Origin of the sequence: Sphingomonas faeni (genome assembly GCF_024273235.1) — a bacterium.
Lineage (GTDB): Bacteria > Pseudomonadota > Alphaproteobacteria > Sphingomonadales > Sphingomonadaceae > Sphingomonas > Sphingomonas faeni_A.
Genome location: NZ_JANBVH010000009.1, coordinates 69,560 through 87,662, shown reverse-complemented (window position 1 = coordinate 87,662; position 18,103 = coordinate 69,560). Strand labels below are relative to the sequence as shown.

General features: G+C 67.1%; 10 protein-coding genes. 7 read left to right on the top strand and 3 right to left on the bottom strand.

Features of this window, described 5'->3' with window-relative positions; genetic code table 11:
• Nucleotides 1–139: 139 nt before the first annotated feature.
• Entirely contained in the window at nt 140–1,156 is a 1,017-nt protein-coding gene (locus tag NLI89_RS06765; RefSeq protein WP_254686326.1) for a cupin-like domain-containing protein, read from the bottom strand.
• A gap of 37 nt (nt 1,157–1,193) precedes the next feature.
• Nucleotides 1,194–4,610: a TonB-dependent receptor gene (locus tag NLI89_RS06760; RefSeq protein WP_254686325.1), complete on the bottom strand. Its 3,417-nt coding sequence runs from the start codon at nt 4,608–4,610 to the stop codon at nt 1,194–1,196.
• A gap of 263 nt (nt 4,611–4,873) precedes the next feature.
• On the opposite strand from NLI89_RS06760, the gene NLI89_RS06755 reads away from it, so the two are divergent.
• From NLI89_RS06755 to NLI89_RS06725, 7 genes are all read left to right on the top strand, one after another.
• A complete protein-coding gene (locus NLI89_RS06755; RefSeq protein WP_368077251.1) occupies nt 4,874–6,394 on the top strand; it encodes a tryptophan halogenase family protein in 1,521 nt (506 codons plus the stop codon).
• The gene (locus NLI89_RS06750; RefSeq protein WP_254686323.1) at nt 6,391–7,863 is read left to right on the top strand and encodes a tryptophan 7-halogenase; all 1,473 of its coding nucleotides are present in this window, start codon (nt 6,391–6,393) and stop codon (nt 7,861–7,863) included. Before NLI89_RS06755 ends, NLI89_RS06750 begins: the two co-directional genes overlap by 4 nt.
• Nucleotides 7,860–9,380: a tryptophan halogenase family protein gene (locus tag NLI89_RS06745; RefSeq protein WP_254686322.1), complete on the top strand. Its 1,521-nt coding sequence runs from the start codon at nt 7,860–7,862 to the stop codon at nt 9,378–9,380. The genes NLI89_RS06750 and NLI89_RS06745 overlap by 4 nt, the downstream gene beginning before the upstream one ends.
• Before the next feature lie 86 nt (nt 9,381–9,466).
• Entirely contained in the window at nt 9,467–12,433 is a 2,967-nt protein-coding gene (locus NLI89_RS06740) for a glycoside hydrolase family 2 protein (RefSeq protein WP_254686321.1), read from the top strand.
• Nucleotides 12,434–12,436: 3 nt separating this feature from the next.
• Nucleotides 12,437–14,404 carry a glycoside hydrolase family 97 protein gene (locus tag NLI89_RS06735; protein ID WP_254686320.1) on the top strand — a complete coding sequence of 656 codons (1,968 nt, stop codon included), beginning with the start codon at nt 12,437–12,439 and terminating at the stop codon, nt 14,402–14,404.
• Nucleotides 14,405–14,414: 10 nt separating this feature from the next.
• Nucleotides 14,415–15,188, top strand: coding sequence for a GDSL-type esterase/lipase family protein (locus tag NLI89_RS06730; RefSeq protein WP_254686319.1), 774 nt, complete (start codon nt 14,415–14,417; stop codon nt 15,186–15,188).
• A complete protein-coding gene (locus NLI89_RS06725; RefSeq protein WP_254686318.1) occupies nt 15,188–16,645 on the top strand; it encodes a carboxylesterase/lipase family protein in 1,458 nt (485 codons plus the stop codon). Before NLI89_RS06730 ends, NLI89_RS06725 begins: the two co-directional genes overlap by 1 nt.
• A gap of 24 nt (nt 16,646–16,669) precedes the next feature.
• Here NLI89_RS06725 and NLI89_RS06720 read toward each other — a convergent pair whose 3' ends face one another.
• Nucleotides 16,670–17,935, bottom strand: coding sequence for an ROK family transcriptional regulator (locus NLI89_RS06720; protein WP_254686317.1), 1,266 nt, complete (start codon nt 17,933–17,935; stop codon nt 16,670–16,672).
• Nucleotides 17,936–18,103 lie beyond the last annotated feature (168 nt).

The following is an 18,103-nucleotide window of genomic DNA, read 5'->3' as shown; positions in this document are numbered from 1 at the left end:
ATCATCCTCCCCCGCCAGGGGGAGGTGGCTGGCGCTTGCCAGACGGAGGGGGAGGTAAGCGAAACCTCTGTTTCGTGTCCGCCCCCTCCGTCGCCTTCGGCGCCACCTCCCCCTGGCGGGGGAGGATTGCGAAGTTGGGCTACAGCCGCTCCAGCGTCCGCGCGAGATACCCGCGGATCGCGTCGGTCCGCTCCACCGAGGGAACCCCGAGCACGCCCCGCATTGCCTCGGGCAAATGCGCGGCCGCAGCCTTCGCATCGTCGCCGAACACATAGTGATCGAACCACCCCCGCACCGCCGCCCGCTCGCCCTCGGGCAAGTCGCGGATCGCCAGGATCGCGTGGATCAGCGCAGGGAATGGCGACGCCGCGCCCGCCTGCCCCCACCAGTAATTGACCAGCACGTTGAACCGCCCGAGCGCCTTCACGTCATGCCACCACATCGACGGAATGAAGATCGCATCGCCCGGCTCCAGCATCGTCACCTGCATCTGCGCGCGCGCCTCCACGAACCGTGGAAATCGCTCCAAATCAGGCGCCTCAAGGTCGACCAGGCTGACCGGCTGTCCGGCGATCGTGACATCGAGCGGCCCGACATACAGGTTCGGCCCCTGCTCGGGCGGAAACAGGCAGAACCGCCGCCGCCCCGCGACCACGACCGCGACGTTGCTCGACACGTCGTAATGCGTCGATACCCGGCTCTCGTTGCCGATCCACACACGCGGCACAGCATCGGGGGTCGGCAGGGGCAGGACATTCGCCTCCGCCCAACCCGGCAGGAATTCCCCCGCCGCCGCAGCGCCTGCATAGATCGCCGGTGCACCCGCCACGCCCTGGAGCGCGATCAGCTGCTCGACCAAGGTCGGGATCGGCGCCTTCGCACGCTCGAAATTGAAGCCACTCAGGTCGTCATCATAGAAGAACCGCCCGCGCACATCGCTTTGCGCGACCATCACGTCCGCCGAGCGTCCGCCATCGAACGACACGATATGCTCGCCGATCGCACGATCCGAAATGCGCGCGGCTCGCACCGCAGGCCAGTCGGCCGCAAGTCCACGCATGACAACCGGGCGATAGCCATGCGCGATCTCGGCTTCGAACCGTGCCGCGTCGATCGCACTGGTCTCGGCAACAGGAAAGCCGGGGATATCACTCATCGCGTGCGTGTAATCCCCAGCTTCCCGTCGCGCTACCTCAGAAGGTCATGCGCGCCGACAGCGTGTACGACCGGTCGTTCTTGAAGAAGCTGCGCGGGGCTTCCAGCCCGGCACCGTTCAGCAGGAAGTTGGTCTTGGTCGTCTCGTCGAGCAGGTTCGACGCGGTCACGCCGAGCTTGAAATGCTCGTTCACCGTCACGAACGCCGAGGCATCGAGCTGTCCGGTCGGCAACGCGTAGACCGGCAGGAACGGGAAGCAGCAGTCGCGGTTGGTGAGCAGGAACTTCGACCGCCAGCTATACGCGACACGGGCATAGAACGGTCCCTTGTCGTAGAAGCCGGCGAGGTTGACGGTATGCTTCGACAGCCCCTGCAACGGCAGATTGTCGTACAGGCCGGCGACGTCCTGCGGCGGACGGCTGCCATCCGCGGCGCCGTTGGCCGGGATCGGGTTGGGGATCTTGCCCGCCTTCACATACGTGTAGTTAGCCTGCATGCCGAGCCCGCCGAGCGCACCGGGCAGGAAGTCGAAGGTCTGCTGATACGCGATTTCCGCGCCCTTGATCCGCGACTTGCCGTCGACGTTGGCGGGGCCGCTGACCTGCACGTCGAACGTCTGGCCGTTGTTGGTCAGCGTGCGCGTATAGCCGAGATTGTCGACGATGATGTTCGACAGCGTCTTGTGGAACACCGTCGCGGTCAGCGAGCCGACCTTCGAGAAATACCATTCGCTGGTCAGGTCGAACTGGAGCGCCTCGACCGGACGGAGGAACGGATTGCGCGATTGCGCGGCGAACTGGAAGTTCCCGGCCGTGTTGCCGCCCGACGTGCCGACGCCGACATAGTTACGAAGATCGCCGAAGTTCGGTCGCGAAATCGCCTTCGATCCTGCCGCACGGAACAGTAAGGTCGGCGTGACCTGCAGCTTCACGTTCGCGCTCGGCAACCAGAAGTTGAACTTCTGCTTGGCGATATCGGGCGTCGACGATCCATTGGCATAAGCGAGGATCGCGGCCTGCTGCGCCGCCGGCACGGTGCAGATCGGGTTGATCGATCCCGACGTCGGCGGAACGTCGCGCTGCGACTGACAGAACCCGGCCAGCGTCGCCGGATAGGTGCCGCCATTGGGGTTGGCCGGCAGATTGCTCGGATCGAAGATCGTATTCTGCTGCGGGAAGGTGATCGCGCCGTCCGAATTGTCCTTGGTGCGCACGAAACGCAGGCCGACATTGCCCGTCAGGCTCATGCCGTTCCCGAAATCCTCGACGCCGAAATCGGCGCGGGCATAGGCGGCCATGGTCTGCTCGCGGTTCCGGTACACCTCGTTCGGCAGATACGCACCGTCGATCAGCGCGCTGCCGTTTGAGGTCTTGCGATCCTCGGCCGGCGTATAGGTCCCACCCCCGAGCGCCGTGATCTTGCGCAGCAGATCGGTGAACGCATCGTGATCGCGCAGGATGTCGTCGGCGACGAACGTCGCGCTCGGCGGCGTGTTGGTCTTTCCGCGGAAGAAGTTGGTGAAGTTGTGCAGGCTCTGCTCGTTCTGGTCGAGTGCTGCGTAGGTCACGGGACCATTCGCCGCCCAGGTCTCCGACAGATAGCCCCAGTTATTATAGTCGACCGCCTTCACCGTCTGCTTGCGATCGGCGTAACGACCACCGACCCGGACGTTGCGCAGGAACGCGGTGTCGCTCACGTCGAACTGCGCATCGCCGCGGAACGCCCATTCACGCCCCTTGTTGTCCTGGCGGCCATTGAAGGCGTCGCGGAAATAGATCGAGTTGGGGTTGGCGAAATAGCTGGTCGTGTCGAAGCCCGGCGTGATCGAGGTGATCTGCGGGATCCCGCCACGCAGGTCGATGGCGGTCTGGCTGAACGTCGCGGTATCGAGGATGTCGTCGCGCACCTTCACCTTCGACGTCGCATACTGACCGTCGAAGTTCAGGTGAAGGCGATCGATCGGCTCGAACTTGATGTTGAGCGACTGATCCTGCGAGATCGACTTCGAGAAGAAGTGGCGATTCGACTCGGTCGTGAACACGCCGTTCGGCGCGAACTGCGTCAGCGGGCAATAGGTTACCAGCGAACCATCAGCGTTGGTACCGCAGCCTGCGGGATTGTTGCCGAATACCTGCCCGCTGCGCTTGCCGAGCGTACCGCTCGTGAAGATGCCGTCCTCGTCATAGGTGAAGTCCGAGCCGCCGACCGGGAAGACGGTGTTGGCATCGCCGTAATACACGTTCGGCTCGACGGTGTGCTCGAGCCAGTCGTCGGTCGACTCCGCACGCACGAACTGCCCGGTGATCAGCAGGTTGCCCGAGGCGGTCTCATACTGCGCGGCGCCCGAATAGCCGATGCGCGTGCGATTGAAATCCTGCGAGCGCGAGCCAGCACCCAGCGGCGCGTACACCACGTCGCGACCGGCCGGCAGCGGGAAGGTATCGAACAGCGTCGACTGGAACGGCGTGCCCGCGTTCAGCACACGGCCTTCGCCGGCATCCTGAACGCCATTGCCGTTCTTGTCGTCGTTGTAGCGCGGCAGCATCGACGAGATGAACACCGAGTCCGAGCGGCTGTAGAGCTTCTGGTAGGTCCCGCTGGCGAGGATGCCGAACCGGCCTGCGCTGCCGAGATCGAACTGCTTCGAGACGAGCCCGACGAACTGCGGCGCGCCGCGCTTCTCCAGGTCACCGAGGTTCATGCCCGCCGAGAGGAACAGCAGGTCCTTCTTCGAATCGAACGGCTTGCGCGTGTTGATGTTGACGGTGCCGGCGATGCCGCCCTCGACGAGATCGGCGGTGAGGTTCTTGAACACCTCGACCGAGCCGACGATTTCCGCCGGAATGTCGTTGAAGCCGATCTCGCGACCGCCGCCCGCCGCAAACGCGTCACGGCCGTTGAACTCGCCACGCACATAGCTGAGGCCGCGGATCACGACGCCCGAGCCCTGGGCCGAGTAATGCGCTGAGTCGCTGGGGGCCGCAAAACGGCTGATCGACACGCCGGGAACACGCTGCAGCGCTTCGTTGACCGACCGGTCGGGGAGCGCGCCGATGTCTTCCGCGGTGATCGCGTCGACGACCGTGTCGGAGTTGCGCTTGATGTTCTGCGCGTTGGCCAGGCTCTGGCGAATGCCGGTTACGACGATCTCTTCGCGCTCGGGATCCGGGGTCGGGTTGCCGGCGTCCTGCGACGCGCCCGACGTGCCCGTGGTGTTGCTCGCCGAACCGGGGGCCGTACCCGCCGTCGCCGAATCCAGGCTGGCCGAGCCCGACGTCGTGCTGGCGACGCCCGGGCCGGCGGGGACCGGAACCGCCTGGGGATCGGATGCTGCGGGATCGGCGACCTGCGCGAACGCCGAAGGCGCCATCACGGCGATCGCGATAACCGAAACGCTTGCGCCGACAAGACGCGACGCGCGAGCGATAGCCCGCGATGATGCAACACCAGCCATGATAAACCCCTAAGCATCCACAGCACGATCGCCGCCGCTCTTCGAGCAGTCGATCCGATCACGCTTTCCCCAGATCGACGAACGTCCTTCGTCCGCCTTGCCAAGGTGTTAGGCAGCAAATTTTGGGACCACAAGCTGAATAAGACAATTTGATATACGGATGTGTCAGACGTTGCCGATGTGTTGCCAAAGTGTAACAGGCTCGGAACGGCCCTACTGATAAAGGCATGGAAAAATGCCATGATGAGAGGATGATGGTAGACATGGACAGGGTGCCAACGCGGGTCATTGTGGTCGGCGGCGGGACGGCGGGGTGGATGACGGCGGCGGCGTTGGTGCGGCTGTTGCCGACGGCGTGCACGGTCCACCTGGTGGAGTCGGCCGAGATCGGCATCGTCGGCGTCGGCGAAGCGACCCTGCCGCATATCCGCGCGTTCGTGGAGCGCCTCGGGCTCGACGAAGCCGACTTCATGCGGGCCACGCATGCGACCTTCAAGCTCGGGATCGACTTCCGCGATTTCGGCGCGATCGGCGACAGCTATATCCATCCGTTCGGCAGTTTCGGCCGCCCGCTCGATGATGTCGGCTTCCACCATTACTGGTTGCGCCTCGCCGCCGAAGGACGCGCCGGACCGATCGGCGACTATTCGGTCGCGGTCGCCGCCGCCAAGCGTCACCGCTTCGCCGTTCCCGATGGTCCGGCGGGCGACCTCGCCTCGAGCTTCGGCTATGCCTATCAATTCGATGCGACGCTGTTCGGCCCCTATCTGCGCCGCTTTGCTGAAGCGCACGGCGCGCGTCGGACCGAAGCGCGGATCGTGTCGGTGGACCAGGATGCCGTGAGCGGCGACGTCCGCGCGCTCCGCCTCGACTCGGGCGACACGATCGAGGGCGACCTGTTCGTCGACTGCTCCGGCTTCCGCAGCCTGTTGCTCGGCGACGCCATGGCAGAGCCGTGGGAGGACTGGTCGCGCTGGCTGCCCTGCGATCGTGCCGTCGCGATGCCGTGCACGTCGCCCGAGGGACCGATCGAGCCCTATACGAGGGCCACGGCGAAATCGGCCGGGTGGCAGTGGCGGATCCCGCTCCAGCACCGCGTCGGCAATGGCTATGTCTATTCCAGCGCGCATATATCGGACCAGGCGGCGGCCGATACGCTGGTCGCGTCGGTCGAGGGCGCGCCGCTTTCCGATCCGCGCTTCCTCAAATTCCGCGCCGGTCGCCGCCGCAACAGCTGGGTCGGCAACGTCGTCGCGGTCGGGCTCGCCTCGGGGTTCCTCGAGCCGCTCGAATCGACCAGCATCTACCTCGCGCAGATGGCGGTCACGCAGCTGATCGAGCTGTTCCCGCAAAATGCCGCGGCGGCGGGGATCTCCGCGACCGACCGCGCCGAGTATAACCGCATGGTCGATATGGAATATGACCGCATCCGCGACTTCCTGATCCTGCATTATCACGCCACCACACGCGACGATTCGGACTTCTGGCACCATGTCCGGACGATGGAGGTCCCCGACACGCTCGCCGAGAAGATGGAGCTGTTCCGCAGCGCCGGTCGCGTGACGCAGTATGGCGAAGGGCTGTTCCTCGAACCGAGCTGGATCGCGGTGTATCTCGGCCAGGGGATCATCCCGCAGGCCTGGGACCAGCGCGCCGATCGCCCCGGACTCGACGGGCTCGATCGCGCGGTCGCCAGCCTGCGCGATCATGTCGCCGCCACCGCCACCGCGATGCCCGACCATGCCGCGTTCATCGCGCGCCGCAACGCGACGATCGCCGCGTGACGAGCCGAGCGCCGATCGCGAGCATTGCCGTGCTCGGCGCCGGGATCGTCGGCCTGTCCGCGGCGATCGCTTTCGCGCGTGCGCTGCCCGAGCTTGTGGTGACGTTGATCGAGACTCCCGAAGACCCCGCAGCGCTGGCGGATCGCCGGCCCGGCACCCTGCCTACGATCGCCGAGTTCCACGACCGGATCGGCCTGCGCGAACGCGATTTGCTTGCCGCAGGTGCCACGCACCGGCTTGGCACCCGGCTGTCGGACTGGAGCGCCGATGGGACGTCGTTCGTGCTGGCGCATGGCGAGCGCGGCGGGACGATCGCACCCGGCGCATTCTACCAGCATTGGCTCAATGCACGGCGGAATGGCAAAATCGCGGCGTTCGATGCGTTCTCGGTGCCCGCGGTCCTCGCCGCCGCGGAGAAATTCGTCCATCCGTCCGACGATCCGACCTCGCCGATCTCGGGCTTCGACTTTGCGTTGCGGCTTGATCCGCCCCGCTACCGCGACCTGCTGCGCGCGCTTGCCCGGCATATCGGCATCGTCCCGGTTCCGGGAGCCTATGCCGGCATCGAGCGAAGTGAAGACGGGCGGGTCGCGGCGCTGGCGCTCGCAGACGGCCGCCGGGTCGTCGCCGATCTGTATCTCGACTGTTCAGGCCCGGCCGCACCGTTGCGCGCAGCGCTCGATACGCAGTGGGAGGATTGGCGGTTCTGGCTTCCGGTCGATCGACTGTTGCTAGGGACGGAGCCTGCGCAGACCCCTACGCCGACCGATGGAATGGTCGCGATGCCCGCGGGCTGGCGGTTTGCGAGCCCCCTGCGCGACCGGACCTTGGTCGGGCTGGCCTTTGCCGCCGATCAGACGTCGGACTCCAGCGCGCGCCGCATCCTGCCCACCGGCGAAACGATCGTTCCGATTGCGCCGGGCGTCCGTGCCGAACCCTGGAAGCACAACGTCCTCGCGCTGGGCGATGCCGCAGTCATGCTCGATCCACTCGCCAACGCCACTCTGCACCTCGCCCACGAAGCTATCCTGCGCGCGATCGAACTGTTGCCGGGCCGCGACTGCGCGCCGACCGAACTCGCCGAATACAACCAGCGCAGTTACCGCCAGGCCGCACGCGTCCGCGACTTCCAGGCCGCCCATTACCTGCCGACCGGACGAACGCGGGGGCCATTCTGGAAAAGGGCGTCACGCCTGCCCCGCCCCGACAGCCTCGCCCACACGCTGGAGCAGTTCGCGCACCGCGGTCGCCTGCCGTTCTACGAGGACGAAAGCTTCGACAAGGACGACTGGCACGGCCTGCTGCTGGGGCTCGGCATGGTTCCCCGCATCGCCGACCCGATCGCGTCGGCCAGCCCGCCCGAACCGATCGCCGCGACGCTGAAGCGACTTGCCGACGCGACCGCCGCGCTGCCCGCGCGGCTGCCGCCTTACCCCGCCTATCTCGCGCAACTGGAGCGTGCCCGATGACCGACCCGAACCCTGGCCCGATCCGCAAGGTCGTGATCGTCGGCGGCGGCACCGCCGGCTGGATGGCCGCCGCCGCCGCTGCGCGCTATCTCGACAATGGCCAGCGCCAGATCGTCCTGATCGAGTCCGACGCGATCGGCACTGTCGGCGTCGGCGAAGCGACGATCCCGCCGATCCTGGGATTCAACGCGCTCATCGGCATCGACGAACGCGACTTCCTCCGCGCCACCGGCGCCACCTTCAAACTCGGTATCGAATTCGTCGGCTGGGACACCGGCCAGGATCGCTACATGCACGCGTTCGGCGGTCATGGTCGGGATATCCAGGGGCTGGCGTTCCACCAGCTCTGGCTGAAACTGCGGAATCGACCCGGCATCGGCGGCCTCGATGCGTATGCGCCCTCCGCGGTCGCCGCGTATCTGCACAAGTTCGGCCTTCCCAACGGGCAACAGCCGCTGGCCTACGCCTATCATTTCGACGCCGGGCTCTATGCCGCGTTCCTCCGCCGCCGTGCCGAGGCCGGCGGGGTCACCCGGATCGAGGGACGCATCACCGGCACCGATCGCCATGCCGACACGGGGCATGTCAGCGCGGTCCGGCTGGACGACGGACGATCGATCGACGGCGACCTCTTCATCGACTGCTCCGGGTTTCGCAGCCTGTTGCTCGGCGAGACGATGGGCGTGCCGTTCGAGGACTGGTCGCACTGGCTCCCCTGCGACCGCGCGGTCGCGGTGCCGACCGAACCGAGCGCACCGCTGCTCCCCTACACGCGAGCGACCGCGCGTACCGCCGGCTGGCAATGGCGGATCCCGCTCCAGCATCGCACCGGCAATGGCCATGTCTATTCGAGCGCGCACATCTCGGATGACGAGGCGACCGCTACGTTGCTCGCGAACCTCGACTCGAAACCGACCGCCGAGCCGCGCCAGTTGCAGTTCAAGGCAGGTCGCCGGGAAAAGCTGTGGCAGGGCAACGTGGTCGCACTGGGGCTTGCCGGCGGGTTTCTCGAACCGCTCGAATCGACCAGCATCCACCTGATCCAGACCGGCATCTCCAAACTCTTCGCGCTGTTCCCCGACCGCGGTTTCTCCGACGTCGAGCGCGACGAGTATAACCGCCTGATGGGCGACGCCTACACCTCGGTTCGCGACTTCATCATCCTGCACTACCACGCCACCCGCCGCGACGATTCCCCGTTCTGGCGGCATGTCCGGACGATGCCGATCCCCGACAGCCTGACGCGAAAGCTCACGCTGTTCCGCAAAAACGCCCGCATCTTCCGCTACGACGACGAACTGTTCGGGATATCGAGCTGGGTGCAGGTCCTGCTCGGCCAGAACGTGATCCCGGTCGGCTATGATCCGATCGTCGACGCGCTCGATGCGGACCGCGTGGCGGACGCGATCCGCCAGATCCGTGCCGCGACATTACGCAGCGCGCAGGCACTCCCCGGCCATGCCGAGTTCGTCGCCCACCACGGCCCGTTCGATCGCAGAATCGAATCTGCCAAATAATTTGGCTTTTTCGTTTCCCCGTGCTTTTTAACGGCTCGATCGTGCAGCCCGGCCAGAGATCCGGCTGCCGAAAAGGGGGATGACTGATGACCGACCGTTCGATCCGTATCTTTGGCACCACCGCGCTCGCGTCGCTGCTCGCATCCACGGCGGTCGCCCAGACGCCGCCACCCGCGCCGCTGCCCGCGCCCCTGCCCGCCCCCCTGCCCGCGGGGTATGCCGAGCGCGACCCGGTTCGGTCCGAATGGCCGGTGCAGGTCCGCCAGTCGCTCGGCCAGGTCACCCCGCAGGACCCGGCCACGCTGCCCCGCAGCCGCGCGCCCTTGTCGAAGCCCGTCGCCAAGCCCGTACCTCAAGGCCCGGCACTGGCGCAGCGATCGCCGGGGCTGTGGACCGTCGCCGGTTGGCGGCTCGCCGAAGCCCCCACCGTGCAGGCGGATGGGGCAGCGGTATCGCGCGCCGGCTATGACGCGAAGTCGTGGTACGTCGCCACCGTCCCCGGCACCGTGCTGACCACGCTGGTCGATCGCGGCGTCTATCCCGACCCGGCATTCGGGCTCAACAACATGGCGATCCCCGAACGCCTCGCGCGGCAGGACTATTGGTATCGCACGGAGATCGACATCCCCGCCGAAACCGCCGGCAAGCATCTCGAACTGAACTTCAAGGGCGTGAACTACGCGGCCGAGATCTGGCTGAACGGCACGCGCCTCGGTACGATGAAGGGCGCGTTCATCCGCGGCCGGTTCGACGTCACCGGCAAACTCGCCCCGGGCCGCAATGTCATTGCCGTGAAGGTGTCGCCGCCGCCGCATCCCGGCCTCGCGCACGAGGAGTCGATGACCGCGGGCGTCGGCGAGAATGGCGGGATGCAGATGCTCGACGGCCCGACCTTCGTCGCGACCGAGGGCTGGGACTGGATCCCGTCGATCCGCGACCGCAACACCGGGCTGTGGCAGGGCGTCGACCTGATCGCGACCGGCCCGGCGGCGCTCGGCGATGCGCAGGTCGTGACGACCTTGCCCAACGCCGACAACAGCGTGGCCAATGTCGAGATCACCGTCCCCGTCCGCAACCTGACCGACCAGCCGACGACCACCACCGTCACCGCGAAATTCGACGACGTGACGGTCAGCAAGTCGGTCGCGCTCGCCCCCCATGCGAGCGCCGACGTGACGATGGCACCCGCCGAGTTCCCTGCGCTCGCGGTTCGCAATCCGAAGCTCTGGTGGCCGAACGGCTATGGCGCGCCCGCTCTGCACGACCTGACTCTGACCAGCGCGGTCGCCGGCGCGGTATCCGACACCAAGGCGCTGCGTTTCGGCATGCGGCAGGTGACCTACGAGATCTCGCTGATGGACAAGACCGATACGCTGCGCCGCGTCGGCATCGACCTGTCGAAGGCGCGCGCGCTCCACACGCAGATCGTCGACGGCACGCACCAGGGCATCCGCCAGACCGAGAATGGCTGGGCCGCCTCGCTGGTCCCCGGCGCCGAGACCTCGCCCGCGGTGACGCCGATCGCGGGCGATGCCGGCCTCGCGCCGTATCTGCTGATCAAGGTCAATGGCGTGCGGATCGCCGCGCGTGGCGGTAATATCGGCATGGACGACTTCATGAAGCGGACCGAACGCGAGCGCCTGCTCCCGTTCTTCCGGCTGCACCAGGATGCCAACCTCAACATCATCCGCAACTGGGTCGGCCAGAATACCGAGGAGAATTTCTACGATCTCGCCGACGAACACGGGCTGATGATCCTCAACGATTTCTGGGAATCGACGCAGGACTACAACCTCGAGGCGCAGGACGTGCCGCTGTTCACCGCCAATGCCGAGGACGTGGTGAAGCGCTTCCGCAACCATCCGTCGATCGTCGTCTGGTTCGGCCGCAACGAGGGCGTGCCCCAGCCGATCCTCAACGAGGCGCTGCAGGACATCGTCAATCGCGACGACGGCACCCGGCTGTACATGGGCTCGTCGAACCGCGTGAACCTCCAGAATAGCGGGCCGTATAACTGGCGTCCGGAATCGACCTATTTCACCGAACACGCCAAGGGATTCTCGGTCGAACTCGGCACGCCCAGCTTCCCCACTTTGGAGGCCTGGACGCGTGCGATGCCCAAGGCCGATCTCTGGCCGATCGGCGATACATGGGCGTATCACGACTGGCACCAGACCGGGAACGGCGCGGTCAAGACGTACATGGATGCGCTCGCGACGCGCTATGGCGCGGGCACCAGCCTGCCCGACTTCGAACGCAAGGCGCAGATGATGGAGTACGACTCTTATCGCGCGATCTTCGAGGGGTTCAACGCCGGGCTCTGGACCACCAACACCGCGCGGATGTTGTGGATGACGCAGCCCGCCTGGCCGTCGTCGGCATGGCAGATCTTCTCGTCCGACTATGACACGCACGCTGCGTTCTACGGGACGAAGAAGGCGTCGGAGCCGGTCCATGTCCAGATGAACCTGCCCGATCACAAGGTGGTGCTGGTTAACAACGGCCCGGCGCTTACCGGCGCGGTCGTCCATGCCAAGGTGACGTCGCTCGACAACCGGGTGCTCATCGAACAGCGTGCGACCTTGAGCGCGGGCGCTGGCCTCGTCGTCGACGCCTTCACGCTCGATCTCGCGCCGTTGCTGGCACAGGGCATGGTGCTGGTCTCGCTGGACGTGACCGACGCCGCGGGCAAAATCGTCTCGCAGAACGTCTATTGGCAGGGTGCCGACGATGCCGCCTATCGCGGCATGACGCAGATGGCGAAGGTCCGCCTGACCTCGAGCGCGACCAGCCGCCGCGATGGCGACGAGATCGCGACCACGCTCGACCTCACCAATCCGGGCAGCGTCGCCGCGCTCGCAACCAAGCTGACGGTGATGAACGCCGACGGGACGCAGGTCCTGCCCGCGTATTTTACCGACAATTACGTCTCGCTGCTGCCGGGGGCCAAGCGCCGGATCGAGATCCGCTACCCCGCCTCCGCGATCAAGGGCTCCACGACGGTCGCGCTGCGCGGCTGGAACGTGACGCCGACCGCCGTCAAGGTCCGCTGAGCCATGAGGGTCCTCGCCGCCCTCGCCTTGCTGACGGCACCCGCGGTGGCGGCGGCGCAGGATCGCCATCTCCGGTCCCCCGACGGCGCAATCGACGTCACGATCGGCCAGGATCCGACCACCAGGGGACCGACCTACGCGATCGCATTCCACGGCCGCCCGCTGATCGACGCGTCCCCGCTCGGTCTCGCATTCGAGGCGTACAAGAAGCTCGGTCCCGATACCGCGGTCACGAGCGCGGCGCAGACCAGCGTCGACACGCGCTATCGCCTGATCGCGGGAAAGACGTCCGCCGCGCGCGACCATTATAACGAACTCACGCTCGCCCTGGCCGAGACCGGCGGCGCACGGCGGCGGCTCGAGATCGTGTTCCGCGCCTATGACGACGGCGTCGCCTTCCGCTACCGCCTGCCGGTCCAGCCCGCCTTCACCGACCTCAGGCTGGCGGGTGAACTGACCGAATTCGCGTTCCCTGCTGACTATCGCTGCTGGGGTCTCAATCTAGGACGCTTCGACACCAGCCATGAGGGCGAATACGACCCGGTACAGGCGTCGCAGGTCCGCCCGCACAACCTGTTCGAAATGCCGGTCACCTGCCGCACCGGTACGGGCGATACGAGCTTCGCGATCACCGACGCCGATCTGCACGACTATTCGGGTGCGTACCTGACCGGCCGCGAGACCGGTGCGCTCGGCTTCGCGACGCGCCTGACACCGCGGCTCGACGATCCGGCGATCGCGGTGAAGGCCGACGTCCGCACCACCGGCCTCACCACGCCGTGGCGCGTCGTGATGCTCGGCGACACCCCCGGCAAGCTCATCGAGTCGACGATCCTGACCAGCCTCAACCCCGCACCCAAGGGCGATTTTTCCTGGGTGAAGCCGGGCAAGACCGCATGGGACTGGTGGAACGGCCCGACGCTCAAAGCGCTAGCGGGCGGCGCGAGGATGAACGACGCGACCATCAAGGCGTATATCGATTTCGCCGCCGCCAACCGCCTCCCCTACATGCTGATCGACGAGGGCTGGTACATCAACAGCGGCGGCGGGCCGGTGGTCTATCCGGGCGCCGACATCATGACCGTCGTCCCGACGATCGACCTGCCCGGCCTCGTCCGCTACGCCGCCGACCGGAACGTCGGGCTGTGGCTGTGGGCCAATTGGCGCGTGCTCGATGCGAACATGGACGCCGCGTTCGATCGCTATGCGGCGATGGGGATCAAAGGCGTGAAGGTCGACTTCATGGACCGCAGCGATCAGCAGATCGTCGACTTCTACCAGCGCATCTTCAAGGCGAGTGCCGACCACCGCCTGATGCTCGACCTGCACGGCGCGTATCACCCGACCGGCGCGACGCGGACCTGGCCGCAGTTCCTGACGCAGGAGGGCGTGCTCGGCGCCGAATACAACAAATGGACGCGGCGCATCACCGCGCGGCACAACGTCACGCTGCCGTTCACGCGCGGGCTGGCGGGGCCGTACGACTATACGCCCGGAGGCTTCCGCAACGCGACGCCGGCGACGTTCCGGATCGAGCCGCAGACGCCAATGGTCCAGACCACGCGCGGCCAGGCGCTGGCGATGTACGTCGTGTTCGACAGCCCGTTCATGAGCGTGTCCGACAGCCCCGACAATTACGCGGGCGCCGCCGGGTTCGATTTCCTGCGCGCGGTCCCGGCCAGTTGGGACGAGACGCATGTCGTATCGGGCGCGATCGGCGAGCGGATCGTCACCGCGCGGCGATCGGGCAAGGACTGGTATGTCGGCGCGATGACCGACGAGACTCCCCGCACGCTCGACGTCCCGCTCGACTTCCTCGGTAACGGCCGGTTCACCGCGACGATCTGGCAAGACGGCGCGGCACCGACCGATGTCGCCGCCACGACCCGAACGGTCACTGCGCACGACACGATTTCGCTGACACTCGCAGGATCGGGCGGCGGTGCGATCCGCCTCGTCCCGATCCGATAAGGAAGACCCGATGAAACCGACCCGCCTGCTGCTCGCCGCGCTCGCCTTCGCCGTCGCATCCCCCGCCTTCGCCCAGGATGCGACGCCCGCGCAAAAGGCCCAATGGGCCAAGGAAGCGGAAGAGCGGCTGCACACCGACTGGGCGTATCTCGGCCGCTACCGCGAGGCGAATGCCGCGCTCCCGGCCCCCGTCGCTGGGCAACCCCGCATCGTCCTGATCGGCGATTCGATCACGCAGGGCTGGTACGACAAGGTGCCGGCGTTCTTTTCCGCCGGCCGGATCGGTCGCGGGATCGGCGGCCAGACCACCCCGCAGATGCTGGTGCGCTTCCCCGCCGACGTGATCGCGCTCAAGCCCGCGGTCGTGCAGATCATGGCTGGCACCAACGACATCGCCTTCAATACCGGGCCGATGACGCCCGACGAGAGCAAGGCCAATATCCGCGCGATGACCGAACTGGCGCAGGCAAACGGCATCCGCGTCATCCTCGCCTCGATCCCGCCCGCCGACCAGTATCCGTGGCGCCCGGGCCTCGACACCGGTAGCAAGATCGTCGCGATGAACACGTGGCTCAAATCTTATGCCGCGGCGACTGGCTCGACCTATGCCGACTACTGGTCCGCGCTGGTCGCACCCGGCACGCTGGGAATGCGCGAAGGTCTCTCGTCGGATCACGTCCACCCGACGGCGGCCGGCTATGCGGTGATGGCACCCGTCGCCGAACGCGCGTTCAAGACGGCCCTGGCACGCCCTGCCCCGACCCGCGCGGTCATCGCCCGCTGATGTTGCTCGCCGCGCTGGCCCTGTCGACGGCGATCGTCTCCACCGACCACGGCGCGGTGCGCGGCGAAGTCACCGCGGATGGTCGCCAGCTCTACCGCGGCATCCCCTATGCGGCCCCGCCGACGGGCCCGCTCCGCTGGAAGCCACCACAGCCGGTCCGCGCCTGGAAAACCACCCGCGACGCGACCGTGTCGGCGCCATCCTGCCCACAGGTCGATCGCGGCTGGAACACCAAGGCGGCGACGTTCGCGAGCGAGGACTGCCTGTACCTCGAGGTCGCCACCCCCGATCCCAAACCCGCCAGGCCATTGCCGGTGATGGTCTGGATCCATGGCGGCTCGAACTATGCGGGCGGCGGCGCGGGTACGATCCTGTCGGGCATGGTCCGCAAGGGCGTCGTGCTCGTCAGCATCCAGTACCGGCTCGGTGCGCTCGGCTTCCTGTCGCATCCCGCGCTCACCCGCGAGGGCGGCGGCGCCTCGGGCAATTACGGGCTGATGGACCAGCAGGCGGCGCTGCGCTGGGTGCGCGCCAACATCGCGGCGTTCGGCGGCGATCCCGCCAACGTGACATTGTTCGGCGAGAGCGCGGGCGCGATGGATGTCGGTCTGCACCTGCTCAGCCCCGGCTCGCGCGGGCTGTTCGCCAAGGCGATCGAGGAAAGCGGCACGCCCGGCTTCGGCACGGCTCCACGCAGCCTCGCCGAGAACGAACGCCTCGGCACGATGATCGCGGCAAAGGCGGGAATCGCGCAGACCGCCGCCGCCCTGCGTGCACTCCCCGTCGCCAAGCTGATCGCCGCGACCGAGGCGGTCGACGTGCCGGGTCTCGCCGACAAGAGCTTCATCTGGCTCCAGGCGATCGTCGACGGCCGAGTCCTCACCGAAACCCCTGCCGCAACCCTGGCGAAGGGCGGCAACCCCGCACCGCTGATCGTCGGCAGCAACGCCCGCGAACTGACGCTCCACGGCGGCGTGCCCCGCGCTGGCGAGGCGATCGCCGACGCGTTCGGACCCAATGCCGCCGCGGCGCGCAAAGCATACGGCGTCGATGCGATCCCCGTCGCCGACCCGCGGATGGGCGATCTCGACCTGATCCTGTCGAACGACATCAATTTCCGCTGCCCGGTGACGGTCGTCGCCGCGGCGCGCGCGCGGGCGGGCCAGCCGGTATGGCAGTATCAGTTCGACTATACCGCCGCCGACGCAAAGCCCGTGACGCACGGCAGCGAGATCCGCTACGTGATGGCGGGCAGCGACGACCTCGAACCGGGCGCGCCGCCGATGCAGGCCTATTGGCTGGCCTTCGCCCGCACCGGCGATCCGAACGCCCCGGGCCTTCCGGCATGGAAACGCTACGATCTGGCGAGCAGGACCTATCTCGGCTTCGTCAACGGCGGTCCACAACCGGGCAACGACCTGCGCGGCACCGTCTGCGACCTACGCACCGCGCCGTAATCGCCTCCCGCGAACGCCGAAAGATCAATCGGTTCGCCCAGCGCGCCCGACCTGCATCAGGATTGCCTCGGATGGCAGGATGTGATCCAGGAACGGCAGGATCGCGGCACCGATCGCGGGCGCATCGTCGGACATCGCCGCCCGCATCACGCGCGCCGGGGACGGCAACGCGGTATCGGCCAGCATCGCGTTCAACCGATCGACGAGCGCGTCGACCAGCCCGGCCGGCAGGCGGCCACCGATCAGCACCGCGCCCGGATCCACCAGGCAACTGACCGCGATCAACGGCTCGATCAACGACTGCGCCGCGTCCTCGGTCCAGCGCTCGACGATCGCCCTCACCGCCGGATCGTCGCCGGTCAGCGCATCGACTCCCGCCACGTCGCATCCGCCGGCGTCGAGCCTCGCATACAGCGCGGACAGCGACACGGTTTCCTGGACCGTCTGCCCCGCCGCGCGCCGCGTCATGTCGGGCATGAACCCGATCTCGCCACTGCGCGCGCCGGCCCCGCGGAAATAATTGCCGTCGATCACCAGCCCGCCGCCCAGCCCTGCACTGACCAGCACGTAGAAGAAGCTGCTCAGCACCATGCCCGATCCGAACTGCGCCTCGCCGATCGCCGCCGCGGCCGCGTCGTTGTCGACGTGCACGGACCACGGGACGATCTCCTCGACCATCGCCTTCACGTCGACGTCGTTCCAGGTCTCGTACGCCGACGGACGGTGCGGCAGCGTCACCCGGCCAAGGTCATCGGGCATCGCGACCCCCACGCCGAGCATGCGGGTCTCGTCAATCAGCTTCGACGCGCGGATGTTCGCCATCTCGTCGCGCAGCCACGCGGCGACCGTGTCGGGCATCGCGAACGCGACTTCGCACGTCGCGCGCGTCAGCACGGTGCCGGCCAGATCGAGCGATACGATCGTGATATGATCCCGGTCGATGTTGATCCCGATCGAGAAACCGCCGGCGGGATTGATCACGAGCTGTGCCGCGGGTTGTCCACGCGCGCCCTGCCGCCGCCCCGCCTCGCTGATCAGTCCCGCGTCGAGCAGCCGCCGCGTGATGTTGGCGATCGTCGGCGCGGTAAGCCCCGTGATCGCCGCAAGGTCGGTCCGGCTCGCTTCGCCGCTCACCCGGATCGTTTGCAGCACGGTGCGCTGGTTATAGTCCCCCGCGCGTTCCAGGTTGGTCCCGGACAGGCTGATCCCCAGGCGCGCTTCGCGGTCGAAGGGCGCCGGTTTGGTGGTTGCCGCCGCGCTCGAATTGGGTCCTCCGTCCCGTGCCGCCATGCCTATCGTATTCCCGTTGTTCAGTATCCGATCCTAACGCGTGTCGGTGCCGACCTCCAAGCGCAACGGCAGCGCAAAGCGCATCGGACCCGAAGCCACCGCATCCGTCGACCGTCACGCGACCATCTCCCGAATCCCCGGCAAAGGGTTACATTCGCGCCGTACCGC